Annotated in this window: 26 protein-coding genes and 1 riboswitch; of the genes, 23 read left to right on the top strand and 3 right to left on the bottom strand. The window is 51.4% G+C overall.

The annotated features are described in order from the left end of the window. Nucleotides 1-52: 52 nt before the first annotated feature. Nucleotides 53-298, bottom strand: coding sequence for a hypothetical protein (locus E308F_RS16065; protein ID WP_216364419.1), 246 nt, complete (start codon nucleotides 296-298; stop codon nucleotides 53-55). A gap of 25 nt (nucleotides 299-323) precedes the next feature. Here E308F_RS16065 and E308F_RS00215 point away from each other — a divergent pair, with 25 nt between their 5' ends. The 14 genes from E308F_RS00215 to E308F_RS00150 all read left to right on the top strand — a co-directional run bounded on the left by E308F_RS00215 (nucleotide 324) and on the right by E308F_RS00150 (nucleotide 11,065). After that, nucleotides 324-1,178 carry a metal ABC transporter substrate-binding protein gene (locus E308F_RS00215; protein ID WP_216363873.1) on the top strand — a complete coding sequence of 285 codons (855 nt, stop codon included), beginning with the start codon at nucleotides 324-326 and terminating at the stop codon, nucleotides 1,176-1,178. 12 nt (nucleotides 1,179-1,190) lie between these two features. Further along, nucleotides 1,191-1,916 (top strand): metal ABC transporter ATP-binding protein, encoded by a 726-nt coding sequence (locus E308F_RS00210; protein WP_141262692.1) that lies wholly within the window; start codon nucleotides 1,191-1,193, stop codon nucleotides 1,914-1,916. 92 nt (nucleotides 1,917-2,008) lie between these two features. Then, a complete protein-coding gene (locus E308F_RS00205; RefSeq protein ID WP_172613541.1) occupies nucleotides 2,009-2,833 on the top strand; it encodes a metal ABC transporter permease in 825 nt (274 codons plus the stop codon). Nucleotides 2,834-2,873: 40 nt separating this feature from the next. Next, a complete protein-coding gene (locus E308F_RS00200; RefSeq protein ID WP_141262691.1) occupies nucleotides 2,874-3,479 on the top strand; it encodes a class I SAM-dependent methyltransferase in 606 nt (201 codons plus the stop codon). A gap of 283 nt (nucleotides 3,480-3,762) precedes the next feature. Next, the gene (gene yedE, locus E308F_RS00195) at nucleotides 3,763-4,824 is read left to right on the top strand and encodes a YedE family putative selenium transporter (protein WP_141262690.1); all 1,062 of its coding nucleotides are present in this window, start codon (nucleotides 3,763-3,765) and stop codon (nucleotides 4,822-4,824) included. A 23-nt stretch (nucleotides 4,825-4,847) separates the two neighbouring features. Continuing rightward, on the top strand, nucleotides 4,848-5,399 hold the full coding sequence (locus E308F_RS00190) for a DUF3343 domain-containing protein (RefSeq protein ID WP_172613542.1): 552 nt from the start codon (nucleotides 4,848-4,850) through the stop codon (nucleotides 5,397-5,399). Further along, nucleotides 5,399-6,277: an NAD(P)H-hydrate dehydratase gene (locus E308F_RS00185; RefSeq protein ID WP_141264039.1), complete on the top strand. Its 879-nt coding sequence runs from the start codon at nucleotides 5,399-5,401 to the stop codon at nucleotides 6,275-6,277. The genes E308F_RS00190 and E308F_RS00185 overlap by 1 nt, the downstream gene beginning before the upstream one ends. Before the next feature lie 28 nt (nucleotides 6,278-6,305). After that, a complete protein-coding gene (locus tag E308F_RS00180; protein WP_141262689.1) occupies nucleotides 6,306-6,524 on the top strand; it encodes a sulfurtransferase TusA family protein in 219 nt (72 codons plus the stop codon). Nucleotides 6,525-6,702: 178 nt separating this feature from the next. Further along, nucleotides 6,703-6,838: riboswitch (molybdenum cofactor riboswitch) on the top strand. 88 nt (nucleotides 6,839-6,926) lie between these two features. After that, entirely contained in the window at nucleotides 6,927-7,655 is a 729-nt protein-coding gene (locus E308F_RS00175; protein WP_141262688.1) for a Rossmann-like domain-containing protein, read from the top strand. A 56-nt stretch (nucleotides 7,656-7,711) separates the two neighbouring features. After that, the gene (gene modA, locus E308F_RS00170) at nucleotides 7,712-8,497 is read left to right on the top strand and encodes a molybdate ABC transporter substrate-binding protein (RefSeq protein WP_216364418.1); all 786 of its coding nucleotides are present in this window, start codon (nucleotides 7,712-7,714) and stop codon (nucleotides 8,495-8,497) included. Between the two features lie 19 nt (nucleotides 8,498-8,516). Next, the gene (locus E308F_RS00165; RefSeq protein ID WP_141262686.1) at nucleotides 8,517-9,314 is read left to right on the top strand and encodes an ABC transporter permease; all 798 of its coding nucleotides are present in this window, start codon (nucleotides 8,517-8,519) and stop codon (nucleotides 9,312-9,314) included. After that, nucleotides 9,311-10,378 carry an ABC transporter ATP-binding protein gene (locus E308F_RS00160; protein WP_141262685.1) on the top strand — a complete coding sequence of 356 codons (1,068 nt, stop codon included), beginning with the start codon at nucleotides 9,311-9,313 and terminating at the stop codon, nucleotides 10,376-10,378. The genes E308F_RS00165 and E308F_RS00160 overlap by 4 nt, the downstream gene beginning before the upstream one ends. Nucleotides 10,379-10,424: 46 nt before the next feature. Next, nucleotides 10,425-10,667, top strand: a complete 243-nt coding sequence (locus tag E308F_RS15660; RefSeq protein ID WP_172613544.1) for a CopG family ribbon-helix-helix protein — start codon at nucleotides 10,425-10,427, stop codon at nucleotides 10,665-10,667. After that, nucleotides 10,655-11,065, top strand: coding sequence for a type II toxin-antitoxin system VapC family toxin (locus E308F_RS00150; protein WP_172613545.1), 411 nt, complete (start codon nucleotides 10,655-10,657; stop codon nucleotides 11,063-11,065). The genes E308F_RS15660 and E308F_RS00150 overlap by 13 nt, the downstream gene beginning before the upstream one ends. Before the next feature lie 96 nt (nucleotides 11,066-11,161). On the opposite strand, the gene E308F_RS16060 is transcribed toward E308F_RS00150, so the two are convergent. Both E308F_RS16060 and E308F_RS00140 read right to left on the bottom strand, forming a co-directional pair. Next, the gene (locus E308F_RS16060) at nucleotides 11,162-11,338 is read right to left on the bottom strand and encodes a hypothetical protein (RefSeq protein WP_216364417.1); all 177 of its coding nucleotides are present in this window, start codon (nucleotides 11,336-11,338) and stop codon (nucleotides 11,162-11,164) included. Next, the gene (locus E308F_RS00140) at nucleotides 11,304-11,657 is read right to left on the bottom strand and encodes a hypothetical protein (RefSeq protein ID WP_141262684.1); all 354 of its coding nucleotides are present in this window, start codon (nucleotides 11,655-11,657) and stop codon (nucleotides 11,304-11,306) included. Before E308F_RS00140 ends, E308F_RS16060 begins: the two co-directional genes overlap by 35 nt. Nucleotides 11,658-11,859: 202 nt before the next feature. Here E308F_RS00140 and E308F_RS00135 point away from each other — a divergent pair, with 202 nt between their 5' ends. The 9 genes from E308F_RS00135 to E308F_RS00095 all read left to right on the top strand — a co-directional run bounded on the left by E308F_RS00135 (nucleotide 11,860) and on the right by E308F_RS00095 (nucleotide 19,251). Next, nucleotides 11,860-12,114, top strand: coding sequence for a FeoA family protein (locus E308F_RS00135; RefSeq protein WP_141262683.1), 255 nt, complete (start codon nucleotides 11,860-11,862; stop codon nucleotides 12,112-12,114). Between the two features lie 19 nt (nucleotides 12,115-12,133). Further along, complete coding sequence (locus tag E308F_RS00130; RefSeq protein ID WP_141262682.1) at nucleotides 12,134-12,385, top strand: FeoA family protein; 252 nt, start codon at nucleotides 12,134-12,136, stop codon at nucleotides 12,383-12,385. Between the two features lie 116 nt (nucleotides 12,386-12,501). Continuing rightward, on the top strand, nucleotides 12,502-14,553 hold the full coding sequence (feoB, locus tag E308F_RS00125) for a ferrous iron transport protein B (protein WP_141262681.1): 2,052 nt from the start codon (nucleotides 12,502-12,504) through the stop codon (nucleotides 14,551-14,553). Between the two features lie 334 nt (nucleotides 14,554-14,887). Then, entirely contained in the window at nucleotides 14,888-15,172 is a 285-nt protein-coding gene (locus E308F_RS00120) for a DUF2325 domain-containing protein (protein WP_075516063.1), read from the top strand. Between the two features lie 29 nt (nucleotides 15,173-15,201). Next, nucleotides 15,202-15,825 (top strand): HD-GYP domain-containing protein, encoded by a 624-nt coding sequence (locus E308F_RS00115; RefSeq protein ID WP_141262680.1) that lies wholly within the window; start codon nucleotides 15,202-15,204, stop codon nucleotides 15,823-15,825. 134 nt (nucleotides 15,826-15,959) lie between these two features. Beyond that, nucleotides 15,960-17,303: an NAD(P)/FAD-dependent oxidoreductase gene (locus E308F_RS00110; RefSeq protein WP_141262679.1), complete on the top strand. Its 1,344-nt coding sequence runs from the start codon at nucleotides 15,960-15,962 to the stop codon at nucleotides 17,301-17,303. Between the two features lie 211 nt (nucleotides 17,304-17,514). Next, the gene (locus E308F_RS00105) at nucleotides 17,515-17,799 is read left to right on the top strand and encodes a DUF4405 domain-containing protein (protein ID WP_141262678.1); all 285 of its coding nucleotides are present in this window, start codon (nucleotides 17,515-17,517) and stop codon (nucleotides 17,797-17,799) included. A 23-nt stretch (nucleotides 17,800-17,822) separates the two neighbouring features. Then, a complete protein-coding gene (locus E308F_RS00100; protein ID WP_172613546.1) occupies nucleotides 17,823-18,746 on the top strand; it encodes a radical SAM protein in 924 nt (307 codons plus the stop codon). Nucleotides 18,747-18,819: 73 nt separating this feature from the next. Further along, complete coding sequence (locus E308F_RS00095; protein ID WP_216363874.1) at nucleotides 18,820-19,251, top strand: hypothetical protein; 432 nt, start codon at nucleotides 18,820-18,822, stop codon at nucleotides 19,249-19,251. The last annotated feature ends 45 nt before the right edge of the window (nucleotides 19,252-19,296 follow it).

Raw genomic sequence — 19,296 nt, 5'->3', positions numbered from 1 at the left:
GAGATAAAACCTCTTATGCGAGGCATTTTTTGATTCACCCGGTACTGGGGCATTAAACGTTTTTCACCGGCGGTGCCGTGACGGCGGGGGCATCAGCACAAATGAGGGAAAGGGCCGTTTTTTGCTGTTCAGAAGCCTCCAAAGGAGGAATTTTTAAACCAGTGACGAATATAACTAACGGGTAAATTACCTGGCAGGTAGCCAGGGTAAAAAGAGAACCATGGAGGTTCTTCGCCGGCGCGGAGCTGCTTCCATGGTTTTTTGTTTGCCAGGAATAGGCTCCGGGCCAGAACTGCATTCCAAAGTTTTGGGAGGTCGATATTATGTTTTCCTCAAGAAATATGGCTCGTTTCATGGCCAATATCGTTTTACTGTTCCTTTTGCTATTTGTTGTTACTGGTTGTAATTCCCGGCAGACGAGTAATAAGCTTAAGGTAGTAACCGGCACCTCTCTTTTGATGACTGCTGTGCAGGAAGTAGGTAAGGACAAGGTGGAAGTAAAGAATATTATCCCGCCGGCTTCCTGCCCCGGACACTTCGACATCAAGCCTTCCGATGTAGCCGTACTTAGCCAGGCCCGGGTTTTCCTGATGCATGACTGGCAGGGTAAACTTTTTACCAAAGAATTGGTGGCTTCCGCCAATAATCCCCAGTTAGAAGTAGTTCCGGTGGCAGTAAAGGGTAACTGGATGGCACCACCGGTATGGCAGCAGGCGTTACAGGCAGTAGCCAGTATACTCGCAGAGAAAGACCCGGCTAATAAAGATTACTATAAGGCTAAGGCCCAGGAAGCTGTTGACCAGGCAGCCAGGGTGGGACAAGAAACGCAGGCCCGCCTGCAGGCAGCGGGCGCGGGGAACTTGAAAGTTCTTTGCTCCGACCAGCAAGAGGACTTTGTTCGCTGGGCCGGTTTCCAGGTTATAGGTACTTATGGCCGTCCGGAAGAACTTACACCGCAGCGGGTAAAGGAACTGGTAGATAAGGGCCGGCAGGCAGGTGTGCAATTAATAATTGATAATCTCCAGAGCGGGCCGGATGCCGGCGCCGGTATTGCTAAGGAACTGGGAATACCCAGGGTTACTATTTCCAACTTTCCCGGCGGCCTCCCTGGAACAGATAAATGGGACCAGGCTTTACAAAAAAACGTCGAATTGCTGCTGGCGGCCCTCCCCAAATAGGGAAGAAAAGCAATGGTACCAGTAGTTATTAAAATTAAAAATGCCGTGGTGTCCTATCGTGAAGATGTAGCGCTGCGTGGCGTGTCGCTAGAAGTTAAAGCAGGGGAACTAATAGGGATCATTGGTCCCAATGGGGCCGGGAAAACGACACTGCTAACTCTGGTCAATGGCCTGGGACATTTGCTCCAGGGAGAAGTGTGGGTGCTGGGCCATAACCTGGCTCGTGGCTGCCCGGCGGCCCTGCGCAGTAAAATCGGCTACGTCCCCCAGTTGCCGGCCATCGATCCCCGGATGCCGGTAACGGCCAGGGAAGTAGTCATGATGGGGCGTTACGGACGGCTGGGCTTTTTCCGCCGGCCGGGACCCGGCGATTGGCAGGTAGTAGACCGCATGCTGGAGCTGGTAGGTATGACGGCTTTGGCCGGGCGTCCCATCGGCCATCTTTCCGGCGGCGAACAACAGCGGGTAGCCATCGCCCGCGCCCTGGCCCAGGAACCGTCAATTCTCCTGCTGGATGAACCCACCGCTTCCCTGGACCGGCGGGCGCAGCAGCAGATATTACAGCTGGTACAACGTATTCATAAGGAACGCAACTTAACTACTTTAATGGTTACCCATTCCCTGACAGGGTTGACTGAATTGTGCGACCGCCTGGTGCTCATGAAAAAAGGGCGTATTTGGAAAACAGGAAACCCGGAAGAGCTTCTCCAGGACAGGGTGCTGGAGCAGCTATTTTAACTTGCTTGAAAATAGCAACTGCCATTTTCATCCTCTCGTAGTGCCGCCTGCCGGCCTGGGTGTTTCAAATTAATTTTAGGAAGAAGCAGGAAATGTGTATTTTAAGCTACAAGTTTATGCAGGAGGCCTTGCTGGCCGGCCTGCTGGCCGGCGTAGCCTGCTCCTTAATCGGCGTTTTTGTCGTTACTATGCACCTTTCTTTTATTGGGGTTTCCCTTTCCCATGCCGCCTTTGCCGGGGCCCTCTTTGCTACCTGGCTGGGCTTTGAACCATTGCTGGGAGCCATACTCTTCAGCCTGATAGGGGCGGCTGTCATCGGGCCCCTGGCCGACCGGGGCGAATTTAACCTCGATACGCCCATCGGCATCATATTTTCCATAACTATGGGTCTGGCTTTCCTTTTTATGGGCCTATTGCCCGGTCCCAAAACCCAGGCCTTAGAACTCCTATGGGGCAGTATCCTGACGGTCACGACAGCGGATCTCTGGCTACTGGCCGTGGTGACGATCATAGTTACCGGGCTGGTTGTCATGTTTTTTAAAGAGATCCAGGCGGTTATCTTTCACCGGGAAATGGCCCGGGCGGTAGGCATACCTGCCGACGCCATCTTTTACAGTATCCTTTTTCTTACCGGAGCAACGGTAACCGCTTCCCTGCGCAGCATTGGCGGGCTGTTAATTTTTAATCTGATTTTAAATCCGGCAGCCGCTGCTTACCAACTCACCTATAGCTTGAAACGCATGTTCTTCCTGGCGGCGCTTTTTGGTGTCCTTTCCTGCTGGGCCGGGCTTGGTGTTTCATATATCCTGGATGTTCCCAGCGGGGCGGCGATAGTCCTTACTTCGGCGGTTATTTTTGTCCTGGCAACAATTTTCTCCCCGAAACGCAAGGTAAAACAGTGGCAAGAAAATGAGTGATTGCGGGTTAAAACAATATGCGAGCGCAGGAGGGAGTTATATGCTTACCCACCGCGAGTATTTTAACAGCAAGGCTGATATTTGGGACAGCCTGTGTGCGCCGGAAGAAAAAGCCAAGCTGGAAACAATTATTAAAGGATTGAACATTGCTCCCGGCAGCACGGTGTTAGATGTGGGTTGCGGCACAGGGATATTAATTCCCTATTTACTGGCTGCCGTAGGCCCTGCTGGCCGGATAGTGGCCCTGGATATAGCCGAGGCCATGCTGGAACGGGCGCAAAGTAAAGGGTTCCCCGCTAATGTGGAGTTCATTTGCGCCGACGTTGTTTCCATACCCTATCCGGATGCTACTTTCGACGAGGTTATCTGCAACTCGGCTTTCCCCCATTTTCCCCATAAACTTAAGGCCTTAAAAGAGATGGCCCGGGTGTTGAAACCAGGCGGGCGGGTGGTTATCTGCCATACGAAAGCAAGGGAAACCATAAATAATTTGCATAGATCCCTGGGGGGCGTTATAGCCGGGGACCAGATCCCGCCGGGCAACGAAATGATGGGTATGCTGGTAGCTGCCGGGTTAACGGAAATAGAGATTGACGAGGGTCTTGATTATTACCTGGCATCTGGGTTCAAGGCGAGGTATGAGTAATCGCTAAACTACCAGCAGGATTTTTTGTACGGTTCAGAGACCCTTTTAGAGTTTGTTTAAAAGGTCTCTGAACCATTTTTTATTTTTAGAGCTCTGTTTTGTTTCATAGGTATAACAAAAAGTCATATAAAATATGAAGGAATATCCTTCCGGCGGATAGAAATGGTTATAGACAAGTGACCAATATACCGATCGAATAAAAGGAGGCAAGGGGGGGTGGCAAATCCTTTAATCATTTTATATTTATCCCTATTAATTTTATAACCGGAGGTGTTTTAAATAAATGAATAGGGTTTTTTCACCAAAAAACTTCATGATTATGGCAGGGTTTGTTGGCGGTGCCCTGGCAGCCTTTATGAGCTACCTTGGCAATCCCGCCAATATGGGCATTTGTATCGCCTGTTTCTACCGGGACATTGCCGGCGCCCTGGGTCTGCACCGGGCAGCGATAGTCCAGTATTTGCGGCCGGAAATTATGGGGATCGCTTTAGGGGCCTTCCTGTCCGCCATTGTTTTCGGTGAATTCCGGGCCCGCGGTGGCTCAGCACCCCTGGTGCGGTTCTTTTTGGGCGCCTTTTTCATGATAGGTGCCCTGGTGTTTTTAGGATGCCCGGTAAGGGCTGTATTGCGCCTTGCCGGCGGTGACTTGAACGCTGTCGCCGGCTTGGCGGGGGTAGTGGCAGGCGCCCTGGTGGGCATTTATTTTCTTAAGAAAGGTTTCAACTTGGGCCGCTGGCAATCTACCTATACAGCGGCCGGCTGGTTGATGCCGCTCTTTATGCTGGGGTTGCTCCTTCTTGCTATTGCCAAACCCTCATTTATTTTCTTCAGCAAGGAAGGCCCCGGCGCTGCCCATGCCCTGTTGGGAGTATCCCTGGCGGCAGGTTTAATTATCGGTTTTTTAGCCCAGAGAACCAGGATGTGTTTTGTCGGCGGCTGGCGCGATCTTTTCCTGGTAAAGGATACCTACCTCTTCAGTGGCATCGCGGCCTTTTTTGCGGGGGCTCTTGTAGTTAACGCCATCCTTGGTAAAATTAACATAGGTTTTGCGGGCCAGCCCGTGGCCCATACAAATCAATTATGGAATTTTTTAGGAATGGCCCTGGCCGGACTTACCGCTACCTTGCTGGGCGGCTGTCCATTACGGCAAACAGTTCTCGCCGGTGAAGGTGACACCGACGCGGGAGTGGTTATAATGGGCATGCTGGCAGGGGCTGCCTTTGCCCACAATTTCCAAATTGCCTCTAGCCCCCAGGGCCCCGGCCCCTTCGGGCCCACAGCTGTAATAATAGGTCTGGTTTTCGCCGCCGGCGTCGGGTTCTTTATGCGGGAGAGTCTAGATTAACGTAATAAGCGGGGGAATGCCAAATGGTTTTAAGCTGGCTGAAAAAAAGCTTAGAGGCCCGGGCCGGAACTGCTGACGCCAGGGGTTTGGTGATTTTCACTACGGTGGAGGAAGCTATGAAAGCCGAAAAGGTGTTGAAAAAAGCCGGCTTCGACTGCAAACTGGTAGCGCCCCCGCCCGATATGCGCAAAGGCTGCGACCTGGCCCTGGAAATCGACCTGGTCGAGCAAACGGCAGTAGCCAGGACCCTTACCGGCAGGGTGTCCTTCATGGGTATTTATCCCTTCAAGGGCGAGATGGAACCCCTACAGGTAGAAAAAGTAACCCGGTTTGCCGAGCACATTATGATAAAGTTAGGTAATATGAAACTTGTTTTTGATATAAAGACAGGTGTGATAGTTAATATTTCCGGTGGAGGGTGTCCCGATATCCCCTATCTTTATACCAGGCTGGTGGGCACCCACCTGGCTGCAGCCCCCCGGCCCAAGGACGAAGGCCGTACCCTGTGCGCCCTGATGCTCGACCGCGCCCTGGAAAAGGCTTTAGAAATTTGGAAAGGGGTAGCGCTCAATTGATGCTTATTGCCGGGACCGTCCCAGTAACAGACATGCCCCTGATCCTTGGCCGGGTGGAAAAGGAAGGAGAAAAACTTCGGGTCGACGGCCATTATTTGCCCTGTACCCAGGGGACAATGGCCATGGTAAGTGCGGCTCTGGCCACTACCTGTCACCTCGGGCTGGAACCGCCCCGGGTATTGCTGGCAGGCGATATTGGCACAGGAAAAGGAAGCAGGTTGATTTATCAGTATCTAATAGAACATATAGAGGAGCTGGCGCCCAGGGTTTTAGCTCTCCATTATTGTCTACCCATCGTTACGTTAATGCAAAAGCTCTATACCGCAGTAGAAAAATGCCGCCCCCGGCCGGTGCTAATTGCCGATGCCGGCTCCATGTATGCGGCAAAGGCGGCAGGTGTAGCGCCCCACTTTGATATTTTCACCCCGGACCCCAGTGAAATTGCTTTCCTGGCCGACCCGGAAGCCGTTCACCCGGCTTATATCAGCCGCCATCTGTTCGAGGATGCCTTCGCCCGCGTACCAGAACTAATTAAACACGCTTATGCTAACGGGGGTGCGGCCAAATGCCTCCTGGTTAAAGGAGCTGTCGATTATATAGTAAAAGATGGGGTTATCGTTGATGAGATTAAAGAGCCGGATATCCCCCAAATGGAGTGCATAGGCGGCACGGGCGATACCATCACCGGTATGGTCACTGCTTTTGCTTATGCTGAACTGGATCCGGACCAGGCGGCCAGCATCAGCGCAAAAGCCAACCGGGTAGCAGGCCAGAGGGCAAACCCGACGCCTGCCACCAGTGTTGCTGAAATCATCGACCAGTTGCCAGTCGTTTTCAGGGAAAATCTCTGCAGCTGGAGCGGTATTTGCACGAGGTAACTTCAGAATAAAAGGAGGAGATGTTTTTATGGTGGAAGTTGATGTGCGCGGGCTTTCCTGTCCCATACCTGTAGTAAAGACGAAAAAGGCCATGGAACAAAACCCGGGCCAAACCCTGGCAGTATTGACCGATAACGAGACCACCAAAGAAAACGTATCCCGCCTGGCAGAAAACCGGGGTTATCAGGTTCAGGTGGAAAAGATGGCCGGTGGCTACCGGCTATTGTTGACCCCCAATAAAAGCTAAATTGGCTTCCTTCAATATGAAATCCCTGGTATAGAATAGATGCCAGGGGTTATTTTTTACTCTGTTTGCCACCTCCCACAGCAGCACCAGGGAATCTGTTTTAGGCGGTATTATAAAATTAGAACTACCGGCAGGAATTTGCTATCTTACAGCGAATAATATAAAGAACATATGCTTAAATATTTACATCCTCCGAGCCATCCTGCCTAAAGGAATAACCCATGGCAGGTTGGCCTGGACCGCTGGTCCACGGGGTGTACCGGGAAACGGGTATGCCTTCCAGGTATTGAAAAGGAGGGGGTTGGCTATAAGAGAGCTCTCGCTTTTTAAGTTAAACCCCGCTCCGCCGTGGAGACGGGGTTTTTAATTTATTGCTGATTAACAGGAAAGGAGATAGCTTCGATGCATTTCTTAGAAGGCATCAGAGAAAAATTTTACAGGCTGGTAAAAGACAGGCACCTGAGCGGTGAGGAAGAAATCCAGGTGGTCAGCGCCCGACCCCTCACGCCTGAAGAAGCCATCGGCCGGCCGGAACGCCAGGACTTCCCTCTCTTGAAAGGTAAAGAAGTGATGCTCCAGGCCACCTTTGCTGGCGCGGTGGGGCAGGCATATACCGATATGCCGGGGAATTACCAGGGCACCCTGAAGGATGTCCTTTCCCTACCACTGCGTAACAACTACGAACGGGCCATATTTATAGCCACCCTGAACGCCGTGATGCGGCATTTCAAGCTGGTAGACAAGACCATCCACTGCCGTGATCAAGAACCGGGGCTGTGTGCTGCCCGCCTGGTAGAATATGTCCGGGAGCGTTTCGGCAACCCCCGGATTGCTTTTATCGGCCTGCAGCCGGCCATGGTGGCCAGCCTGGCCGGTCATTTTCCCATCCGGGTAACCGACCTGGACCCGGATAATGTCGGTCAGCGCAAAAACGGGGTTATGATAGAAGACGCCCGGTATACAGAGGAAATTATTGAATGGAGCGACCTGGTACTGGCGACCGGTACGACAGCGGTAAATGATACCCTGACAGCGATAGTGGGCCGGAAACCGGTTATCTTTTACGGGGTAACCATCAGCGGTATTGCCCGCCTGGCCGGTTACGAGCAGTATTGTTCTTTTGGGCATTGATTGTTGGAATGGAGGAGGAAACAACAGTGAGGCTTGCAAAATCTGTAACATTATTATTGGGCTTACTATTATTTGGGTTGCTGGTGCTGGCCGGCTGCGGTAAAAGCCAAAGCCAGCTGGGAGGTAATAATAAGGAGGCGGACAACGCTGCCGGGCGCTCCCTTTTAGTCTATAGCGGCGCCGGCCTCAAAAACCCGGTCGAGGAAATTGGTGCCGCCTTTCAAGCCAAAGCAGGGATAAAGGTTACCTATACCTTTGGCGGCGCGGCCCAGCTCAACAACCAGATCCTGTTAACCGGGCAGGGAGACGTCTACCTGCCGGGGGATATAGCGGAATTAAAGCCTATTAAAGAGAAAAACCTGGTAGCATGGGAAAAGAATGTTGTTTATCACATCCCGGTGCTGGCGGTACCGAAGGGCAACCCTGCCGGCATCCACAAATTAGCCGATCTGGGGCGGCCGGGAGTGAAAGTAGCCCTGGGTGATCCCCAGGCCAATCCTATCGGCAAGCTGGCCGACCAGCTCTTGCAAAAGCACGGCCTTCTGGAGGCAGTCAATAAAAATGTGGTGGTCAGGACGCCGACGGTAAACGAACTGGTGGTATATTTAAGCACCAAACAAGCCGACGCCGCCGTCATCTGGGAGGAAAATTACCAGGGGGCAAAAGACAGGCTCGATCTGGTGCCAGTACCCGAACTAAAGGATTACGTCAAAACAGTACCTGTGGCAGTGCTGAATTGTTCTGAAGACAAGGAGCTGGCCCAACAGCTGGCCGAATTTATAACTTCACCACCGGCCTACCAGATTTGGCAAAAATGGGGTTACAAGCCGGTTAACCCGTGAGGTTTCAGGGGGGAAAACCTTGGGGGCAAAACTTTTTAAAATGGTTAACGTGTTGATAACTTCAATGGTAGTGCTCTTTATTTTAGCAGCCGTAAGTACTGTGCTGATAAGGGGTATTCCTTACATTCCTGCCTCTCTGAAGGCGCCGGAACTGGTCTTCGCCATCAGGCTCAGCCTGATAACATCTATAGTTTCAACAACCGCCTGCCTGCTGGTAGCTATGCCGGTGGCCTATACCCTGGCCCGCTACAACCTGCCGGGCCAGGGTATAGCAGCCAATCTTTTAAGAATCCCTTTAACCCTGCCGCCAGTTGTCTCCGGCGTTTGCCTGCTCCTGCTTTTTGGCACTACGACCTTTGGCGAAATCCTAACCAGGATGGGTTTACGTTTTGTGTTTACCGTACCCGGGATTATCCTGGCCCAATTTTTCGTCAATCTTCCTTCCCTGATTACCGTTCTAAAGGCTGCTATCGAGGCCGTGGATATCCGCCTGGAATATGTGGCCAGGACCCTGGGCTGTACCCCGTCCCGGGCTTTTCTGAAGGTGACGTTACCGTTAATACGTAATAATATCCTTGCCGGCCTGGTTCTTACCTGGGGTAAAGCCCTGGGGGAATTTGGGGCGGTGCTTATGCTGGCCGGCGCCACCAGGTTTAAAACGGAAACCCTGCCCATCTCCCTTTACTTAAATATGGCTACCGGCGACATGGAGGCCCTGATGGCTTCGGCTGCCATCCTGATCCTGATCGCCGTGATTTCCCTGGCCGTTTTTGAACGGGCAGGAGTAAAGCTGTACGAGCGGGTGCCGGGCCTGTGAAAGAACGATTGTCTGGGCGTTCGCTGCGGCTATTCCGGATAACTAAAAAGATAGGCGAGTTTCAACTCCGGGATATATCTCTAGAAGTCTTTCCGGAAGAATACTTCGTTATCCTGGGGCCGACGGGTGCCGGCAAAACCGTTCTCCTGGAGGTTATTGCCGGCATGCACGCGCCGGATGCCGGCGAGATATGGCTGGGGGAAGAAAATATAACCGCCTGGCCGCCGGAAAAGAGGCGCTTTGGTTTTGTTTACCAGGATTATGCCTTATTCCCCCATATAAACGTCAGGGAAAATATTGTCTTCGGGCTCAAAAACAAAAAATTACCTCCGGGCGAGATAAAAAGGGAATTAGAAGCCGTGGCGTCCCTGCTTGGTATCGCCCACCTTCTCCGGCGTCTTCCATATACTTTAAGCGGCGGCGAGCAGCAGCGGGTGGCCCTGGCCCGGGCTTTAATAATGAAGCCCCGGGTCCTTTTACTGGATGAACCCCTATCAGCCCTGGACCCCTGTACAAAGGAGACGCTTCAGCAGGAGCTAAAGCGCCTGCACCGGTTTACCGGTACCCTGATTGTTCATGTAACCCACGATTTTGAAGAAGCCTTATACCTGGGCGACCGCATCGGGGTTCTCATGGGAGGCGGTTTGCTCCAGGTGGGCTCACCGGAGGAAATTTTTACTCGGCCGCGGACGGCGGCGGTTGCCCGCTTTGTCGGGGTGGAAAATATTTATTATAGCGATATTATCCTGCGCGGCGGCCGGAAATACGTCACCCTTGGAGGGGCGCTGCTGCAGGTAGAGACGCAATTAACCGGCCGGGCGGGTTTTTCCGTCAGGCCGGAACATATCCTGGTGAGCAGTTTGCCGCGGCCCGGGAACTGCCTGCCGGGAAAGGTGCTCGCGGTTTACCCACGGGGCTTACTGACCAGGGTAATAATCGATGCCGGCGAAAGGCTTGTCGCACTGGTTGTTGCCAGGGAAGATAAAGGTTGTTCCCTGTCGCCGGGCAGCACAGTTTACTGCACTATCCCGCCGGCCGCCATTAATGTTTTCCCGCATTATTGACATGTAAGTATTTGCATACTAGAATACTTATATGAGGTGATTAAACATGCGCACTACCATTGAAATCAGCAATGAAACCCGGGCTAAACTTATGGCCCTGGCGGCCAGGCGAGGTTTACGGGGTTATTCAGAAATAGTAAATGAAGCCCTTGAGGAATATTTAGCAAGGGCGGAGAACCGGGAAAAAGAGATTAACGAGATTCTAAAACTTGCCGGTAGTTTAAGCGAAGAAGAAGGCCCAAAATATGCAGCCAGGGTGAAGGAGTTCTGGTCGCGGTGGGAGTCGTAACCGATACTTCGATAATTATTGGCTTTTTGAAGGGTCACCAGCCGGAAGTTGATTATGTCGAGCATGCTTTAAGAAATGGTACGCTTACCATAACAGCTATAACAGTTTTTGAACTCCAGGTAGGTCTTGCTGCCAACAGTAAAAGGGAAAGGCTGCTGGCTAAATTTTTTCAGCAGGTTACCATCTTGCCCTTTGATGGCCAGGCAGCCATGGCAGCGGCTATGATCGAAAATAGATTGCGGTCTGGCGGGGAGGTAATTGGGGTGCCTGATACCCTCATTGCCGGCATCTGTCTGGCGCGCAACCTGCCCCTGTTTACATTAAACGTAGAACATTTCAAACGGGTACCCGGGCTAGAAGTGCTTACCCCCGCCTCCCTCTCGTCGTCGCAGGTGTAGCTCGAAAACAGAAGATCTCTGGAAGGGTCTTCTCCGGTGATTAGTCTTTAATCATTACCACCAGGGAAGGGCCGCTGGTGCTCTTAGGCTGCGGTTTTAATAAGGACAGTCAACAACAATTCCAGGGATAAAATCAAAATGCTTTTTATTCTTTGTGGCGAGAACAGCGTCCAGATGTAATGCTGTTGCCGCTATCCCATTTAAGCCCTCGAACAGCAGGGCCATTTTTTCTTGCTGTTCAGCCGTAATATGCGGCGCGGCATATAATTCCATAACGGTTATGGAACTGATCCATCGTTTTCTCCAATCTCTTTTGTGCGGCTAAACGGAGTTCCTCGACATACTTTGAGTCTACATGTGGCCATATTCCTGCTGTTTCTTCAAGTATCTGCTGCCAATCTTCTTTTTTGGATTTATTAAGTGGTTCAATTACAACTTTATCGCCCACCAGGTTAACAATTAAAATATCACCTTTTTTTATACATGCTTTTTCCTTAATTTGGCAGGTAACACAATCTGGCCTTTGCTGGATACTTTTATCATACCCTGCAATTTTACTACACCTCCACAAAAGTAAGTCGCGTCTTACCATAATTATATCCCAAGTTATAGCTAGTCAATATTGCACATTATTTGCGCCAGATAGGAGGTGTGCGGCATTACCGGGCGAGGGCTTGACAATTTATTTACCTGTGTGGTATTTTTTTATTAACCTAATGAGAATGAATGTCATTATCTTTTAATGAAAATTAAGCAACCTTAATTTGCTTAAAGAAGGAAAGGAGGCTGTTGTCATGGAGGCTTTAGAAACCATTAGCACACGGGCCTTAAGCGAACTGGGGAAGGGCTCTCGCGGCAGGGTGATTAAAATTACCGCTACCGGCGAACTCCGCCGCCGGCTCTTGGACATGGGAGTAGTTCCTGGTACTGAAGTGGCTGTCGCAGGAGCAGCTCCTCTGGGCGACCCTATAGAAGTAAAAGTAAAGGGTTACCATTTGAGCTTACGCAAAAAAGAAGCAGCCGCTATTTTTGTCGAGCAACTCAATTAATGTTAAGAGGTGTTCAGTTATGGGCAGCAGGTTATTACCCCTGGAATTTTTAAATACAGGCCGGGAGGCAGTTATTAAAGAAGTCGCTGGCGGCATAAGTTTGCGTCGCCGGCTAACAGAGCTGGGCCTGGTACGCGGGTCAACCATTAAGATTATCCGCAATGATAACTTTGGACCCATAATTGTTTCGCTAGGGAATGGTTCAGGGGGCGGCCGCCTGGCAATCGGGAGAGGTATGGCCCATAAGATTATGGTAGAAGAAGTAGGTTAAGGGCAAGGGTAATCCTTTTTGCAGGCAGGGAGTATATGTCAGCAAGATGATGTAAGTTGATGTTAGGCATACTTAACACTTTTCGTTGGGAACTGGCATTTTAAGGAGGGGAACCCATGGAGGCAGTAGCAATGGCTAAACCTGAAAGGGAAAAGGTTATCGCCCTGGTCGGCAATCCCAATTCAGGTAAGACCAGTATTTTTAATGATCTGACTGGCGCCCGCCAGCATGTTGGCAACTGGCCAGGCGTGACGGTGGAGAAAAAAGAAGGGAAGCTTAGCTATCAAGGACAAACTTTCAATATTGTTGATTTGCCTGGGACTTACAGCCTTGGTGCTTACAGTGAGGACGAGCTTATCGCCCGCAATTTTATCCTCTTTGATAAACCTGAGGCCGTTATCAATGTCGTCGACGCCTCCAACCTGGAACGCAACTTGTACTTGACTACCCAATTGCTGGAGATGGGGGCCAACGTCGTCGTCGCCTTAAATATGGTTGATGAGGCCCGGGCACGCAAGATCGAAATCAATATCCCCCGCCTGGCGCAAGCTCTAGGAGTGCCGGTGGTGCCGACCGTAGCCACACGTAACGAGGGTATAAAAGAACTTGTGGCTACGGTTGCGAAGAGGGTCCAGGAGACAATATGCCAGCCGCTAAAAGTTAACTACGGACGGGAAATTGAAAACGAACTAGATAAATTAGAACAAATCATTAAGCAGGACGCTAAGCTGGCAGCGAAATACCCTCCCCGGTGGCTGGCGATAAAACTCTTAGAAGACGATGAGCGCTTAGAGGCAGAGCTGCAAAAAGAAGGGGCCAGGCAGGTCCTTGATGCGGCAACTAAAAGCAAAAAACAACTGCATGAGATTTTAGGAGAAGAAGTAGAAGCCATTATTGCCGATCGGCGCTATGGTTTTATCAACGGCCTGGTAAAAGAGGCTGTTACCAGGCGCCAGACCCTGGAAGAAAGGCTTACTTTATCTGATAAGATTGACAACATAGTAACTAATCGATACCTGGGGTTGCCGATTTTTCTCCTGACTATGTGGGCTGTCTTTCAATTTACCTTTAAGCTGGGTGACCCCATGATTGGCTGGGTGGAAAGCGCCTTTGAGGGGTTAACCGGCCTTGCTACCGGCTGGCTGGAAGCCCTGGGTGCCCCGCAACTCCTGACTTCCTTCATAGCTGATGGGATAATCGGCGGTCTGGGTTCGGTGCTTGTCTTTATACCCCCCATCTTCTTGCTCTTCCTGGCCATTTCTCTCCTGGAGGACAGCGGTTATATGGCCCGCGCTGCTTATATCATGGACCGTCTGATGCACGCCCTGGGCCTGCACGGCAAATCCTTTGTCCCGCTTTTAATCGGCTTTGGCTGCAACGTCCCGGGCATCATGGCTACCAGAACCCTGGAAAGCCGGCAGGACCGCTTGATTACTATCCTTATTAATCCTTTGATGTCCTGCACGGCCCGCTTACCGGTATACGTCCTCTTCACCGGCGCCTTCTTTACGGCTAAACAGGGATGGGTAATCTTTTCCCTGTACCTTTTAGGTATTGTGTTGGCTATTATCATGGGAAAAATCTTTAAGACCTTTCTTTTTAAAGGAGAAACAGCTCCCTTTGTCATGGAACTGCCGCCTTACCGGGTACCGACACTTAAAGGCACGATGATTCACATGTGGGAGCGAGGCAGTTCCTTTGTCCGTAAAGCCGGTACCGTTATTGTCGGTGTCGTGGTGCTTATCTGGGTACTTTCCAACTTACCACTGGGTGTGGAATACGCCAGCCAGGAGAGCCTGATCGGGAGATTGGGAACTATACTGGCGCCGGTCTTTAAACCGGCCGGTTTTGGCACCTGGGAAGCGGCGGTAGCCCTGGTATTTGGCATCCTGGCTAAAGAAGTGGTCGTCGGCACCCTGGGCGTCCTCTACGGCGTAGAGGAAGACGGCTTGACAGCGGCCATCGCTCAATCCTGGACGCCCCTTTCAGCGTACGCATTTATGGTTATGACCCTGATTTACATCCCCTGCGTGGCGGCCATTGGCGCCATCCGCCGGGAAACCAATTCCTGGGGCTGGACTGCCTTTACCATCGGCTACAGTTTGCTGCTGGGCTGGGTGATGGCGGTGCTGGTCTTCCAGGTAGGCAGGCTCCTCGGGCTTGGCTAAAACGGGCACCCGGAATGTTTAAGCATGGTTAAAAGAGACGGAAAGCGATGGAGATAACCATTTTAGCCGGAGCAGGTATTATAGCAGGTGCCATCCTGGCGCGTCATCTGTTGGAAACTGCCAGAGGGGCAGGCTGCCCACGTTGTGATCAAGTTTGTAACGGTGGTCAAGGAGCCAGATCGGGAAGACAATATAACCCGTAGCCTTTACAGTCTGAAGGGGACCTCAGGAGGGAAGCCTGAACTGCCAACCTTCTCTGCTGAGGAAATTAACCCCTTATTTTAACAGGAACAAATGAGAAAAATTATCAACTTAGACAAAGGGGGACATGGCTTTGTCTATTTTAATCGTTGGCGGTGACCGTTTGGGGAACATCCCTGATAACCTCAAAAGCCTGGGTTTCACTGAAATCGAACACTTAAGCGGGCGTAAAATTGGCCATATAGCTGTAGATTTGCCCCACGAGATTGATGTCGTGCTGGTGTTTACTGACTATGTCAACCATGGGCTGGCCGCAAAGATCAAAAAGGATGCCCGGAAAAAGGGGGTTAGAACTATTTTTGCCCGGCGTTCTTGGGCCTATATAGCTAAAGCCTGGAAGGGCTTTATAAACGGCTAAAATAGCGGCGACGGGGAAGGGGAACCGGGATGCTTTCCTGGATATGCGGGCATACCCTGCATGGGGTCTACCATGACATTATTGAATGTTTAACGGCTGCCCTGGAAGCCAGGGATCATTATAGTGAAGACCATTCGCAACGCGTGGCTGATATGGCCTTTGACCTAGCCAGGAGAGTTGGGATTAAGGGCGCAGAACTCGAGAATATACATATGGCTGCCCATTTGCATGATATCGGGAAAATTGGCGTCCCGGACCAGATTTTGCGCAAACCGGGCCGCCTTTTACCTCACGAATGGGCAATGATCAAGCGCCATCCCGAGATAGGCTATAAAATCTTGAACAAATCGCGGCGATTGAGCTCGATAGCTCGATTGGTCCTTTACCATCACGAACGCTGGGACGGTAAGGGTTACCCGGCTGGTTTAAAAGGCGAGGCCATCCCTTTAGGCTCACGGATTATTGCCTTATGCGATGCCATTGATGCCATGACCTCAGAAAGGCCTTACCGCCCGGCCCTTACCTGGCACCACTGCTGGGAAGAAGTTGTTGCCAACAAAGCCATCCAGTTCGATGCTGTGCTGGTGGAGGCGGCGGAGGCATTGTGGCCCATGTGGGAGAATAGGTGGTCCTTGACAAAGGTTAGAGTGTAGCTATAAATTTAAAACCGATTATACTAACGGAGATTTTTTCTCTATCTATTATTGACATATGACCTAATAAATACTATGCTATTTAAAAAACTAAGTTCTAGTATTAACAAAAAACATGGAAAGGGGCGGCTGGTTTGAAGGGTACGGATGTACTAGTTATCGGCGGGAGTGCGGCGGGCCTTACGGCAGCTATTACTGCCAAAATGTATTTTAAGGACAAAAAGGTAACCGTGGTACGTAAAGAAGAAAAGGTTTTGGTACCCTGCGGTATCCCTTACATTTTCGGTACTGTGGGGAGCCCCGACAAGAACCTCATCCCGGACGCCACACTGGTTAATAACGGCATAGAACTGGTGATCGATGAAGTTATAGGGATTGACCGCCAAAGCAAGGCTGTTTCTACGGTGAACTCTGGTAGCATAGCTTATGACAAACTCGTCCTGGCTACCGGGTCGTCTCCTGTTGTTCCACCGGTAAAAGGGGCTGACCTGGAAGGTGTTTTCGTCGTCAAAAAAGACGTAGCCTATCTTGAGAATCTCAAAAATGCCCTGGATAAAGCGAAAAATCTGGTGATCGTCGGTGGAGGGTTTATAGGAGTTGAGTTTGCCGATGAGTGCCGGAAGGGGCGGGAGTTGAATGTTACCGTCGTCGAACTTTTGCCCCATTGCCTGGCCCTGGCATTTGATGATGAGGTCTGCACCCTGGCGGAGGATAAGCTGCGCTCACAGGGAATAAACATTATTACTGGAACGAAAGTAGAAGAGTTTCTGGGAGACGGTAAAGTAGAACAGGTGAGACTTGCCAACGGCGAAACCCTGCCTGCTGACGTTGTTATCTTTGGCATCGGCGTGGCGCCCAATATTGAACTGGCCCAAAAGGCGGGACTGAAAGTTAACAATCGCTTCGGCATCTGGGTTGATGATTATATGCGTACCAGTGACCCAAGTATTTTTGCCATTGGCGATTGCGCCGAAAAAAGCTCATTTTTCGGGCACGGGCCATCCCTCATCAAACTAGCTTCCGTAGCCACCCATGAAGCCCGCGTAGCGGGGGCCAACCTGTTCGGCCTCAGGCGGGCCAGGGGGGCGGCAGTAGGAGTGTTTTCGACGATTGTCGGCGACCTGGCCCTGGGGTCGGTAGGCCTGACGGAAAGGGCGGCCCGGGAAGCGGGTATTGAGGTCGTAAATGGTAACGCCAAGGCGCCTGACAGGCATCCGGGGAGTATGCCGGGGACCAGAGAGCTGGGCGTAAAGTTGATCTTTACTAAAGATACTGGTGTAATTGTAGGCGGGCAGGCTTACGGCGGTACTGCGGTGGGCGAGCTGACCAACCTGCTGGCGGCTGCCGTGCAGCATAAGATGCGGGCTGACGAGCTGGAAACCATGCAGGTAGGGACCCACCCGGCCCTTACCGCCTCGCCTATTGCCTATCAGGTAACCAATGCCGCCGAGGATGCCGTGCTAAAGTTAAGGAGCTAATTCCAGCCTATCAAACTTTCCTTCAGGGAGCACGATTTTTCAGGGATACAATTTTTGTGATAGCCCCCCTCTTTTTTGGCAGGGGGGCTTTTTTACAACACAATATTGACGTATGTTCTTTATAGATTTATACTGGAAACGGTTAGGGATGATATAGCAAAGTTATATGCCATCCTGAATTTAGAATGTGATCCGGGAAGGAAGTGGGAAGTTGTATAAATGGAAAGTTAATTATTTTGTCGATTTAGCCCTTTTCCTGAGTGCCCTGGGGGTAGCCCTTTCTGGTTTTATCCCGTGGCTAATTCTCCCGGCAGGGAGATATGGCCGACAAGCTTTTGCTCCCACTTTTATTTTTAGCCGCCAGGAATGGGGAGCGATACACCGCTGGCTGGCGATAGTGACGGTGGTCCTGGTTTTAGTTCATCTTTACTTGCACTGGGACTGGATTGCAGGTATGACCAGGCGTGTTTTCGGCGGCAGGGATAAGTTGCGCTAATGCTAAAAAGGGGGAGAGGGAAAATGAGTTATGTTTTTGGCCCTGTCCCGTCACGGCGGCTGGGGTGGTCCCTGGGTATCGACCTTGTTCCCTTTAAAACCTGCAGCTATGATTGCATTTACTGCCAGTTGGGCCGAACCACATTACATACCGTCCAACGCAAGGAATATGTACCGGTAGCGGCTGTGCTACAGGAAATAGAGACAAAACTTAAAGGAAATCACCGACCGGACTATGTAACAGTTTCTGGCTCCGGTGAGCCCACCCTTAATGCAGGGCTCGGCCGGGTAATCCGGGGTTTAAAAAAATTAACGTCCATACCGGTGGCCGTGCTAACCAATGGATCACTCCTGCATGATCAGAATATACGGGAAGAGTTAGCGACGGCAGATGTGGTGATACCTTCCCTCGATGCGGCTACAGTTCCGGCCTTTAAGCGAGTCAACCGACCCTGCGATCAGATTAGTTTAGAGCAGGTTATCAAAGGGTTGCAAGATTTCGCAGACATGTTCAGGGGCCGCCTTTGGATAGAAGTGATGCTGGTCCGCGGGCTCAATGATGGGGAAGAAGAGATTGCTGCCCTCGCTGCCGTTTTAAAAGATCTGCCGGCAGAGAAGATCCAGCTTAATACCGTTAGTCGCCCCCCGGCGGAGGCATTTGCCAGGCCCCTGGAACGGGAGCAAATGGAAAGAATAGCTGCCCGACTGGGTAATAGGACAGAGATTATTGGCCATTTTGCCGGCAAGGTGTACGGGGACGGGAGCCAGCAGGATATCGAAAGGGAGATTGTGACCCTTTTGGGGCGGCGCCCCTGTACCTTGACGGAAATTGCTTTTTTAACCGGCTTACATCAGGCGGAGGTTACAAAATATATTGGCCGGTTGGTAGAAACTGGCCTTATCCAAGCGGTTTACAAGGAAGAGGTTTATTATAGAGTTCGACAGTAAAGACGACAACTGTTAGAACGTGTTTATGAGATGATGCGCTGGTTCCCGGCCGCCTGTCCATAGGCCAGAAGCGGTGGAGGAGGGAGACGTAGAAGCGCTGTTGCAGGCGTTTGGAAGGAAATGGGACGCTGCTGGAAAAACTGAGGAGGCGAGGTATGTCATGTGGCGAAATACCAGGTTTCTGACTACGACCGCCCTGCTTTTGGCGCTGACGGTCGCAGTTCAGATGGTCGGGCTCCCACAGCCGGGGACAGGCCCGCTAGTAAACGCGATGCTGTTCCTCGCGACTTTAACCGTAGGCATGGGGGGCGGTGTCGTCATAGGCGCCCTGACGCCGTGGATCGCTCTCATGCGGGGCATCGTGCCCCCGCTCGCCCAGCCCATAACGCCGTTCATAATGGCAGCCAACGCTACGCTGGTGATAGTCTTCGGCCTGCTGGTAAGATTTAACCCTGGGTCGGCGTCATTGCCGCCGCGGTATGCAAGTATGGGGTCTTCGTGTTAGCGCTGAAATTCATTCTGGTCTTGCCCCCCAAGCTGGCGCAGGCTT

Origin of the sequence: Moorella sp. E308F (assembly GCF_006538365.1) — a bacterium.
Lineage (GTDB): Bacteria > Bacillota > DSM-521 > Neomoorellales > Neomoorellaceae > Neomoorella.
The sequence above is the reverse complement of the archived record's forward strand: the minus strand, read 5'-3'. Positions and strand labels throughout refer to the sequence as shown.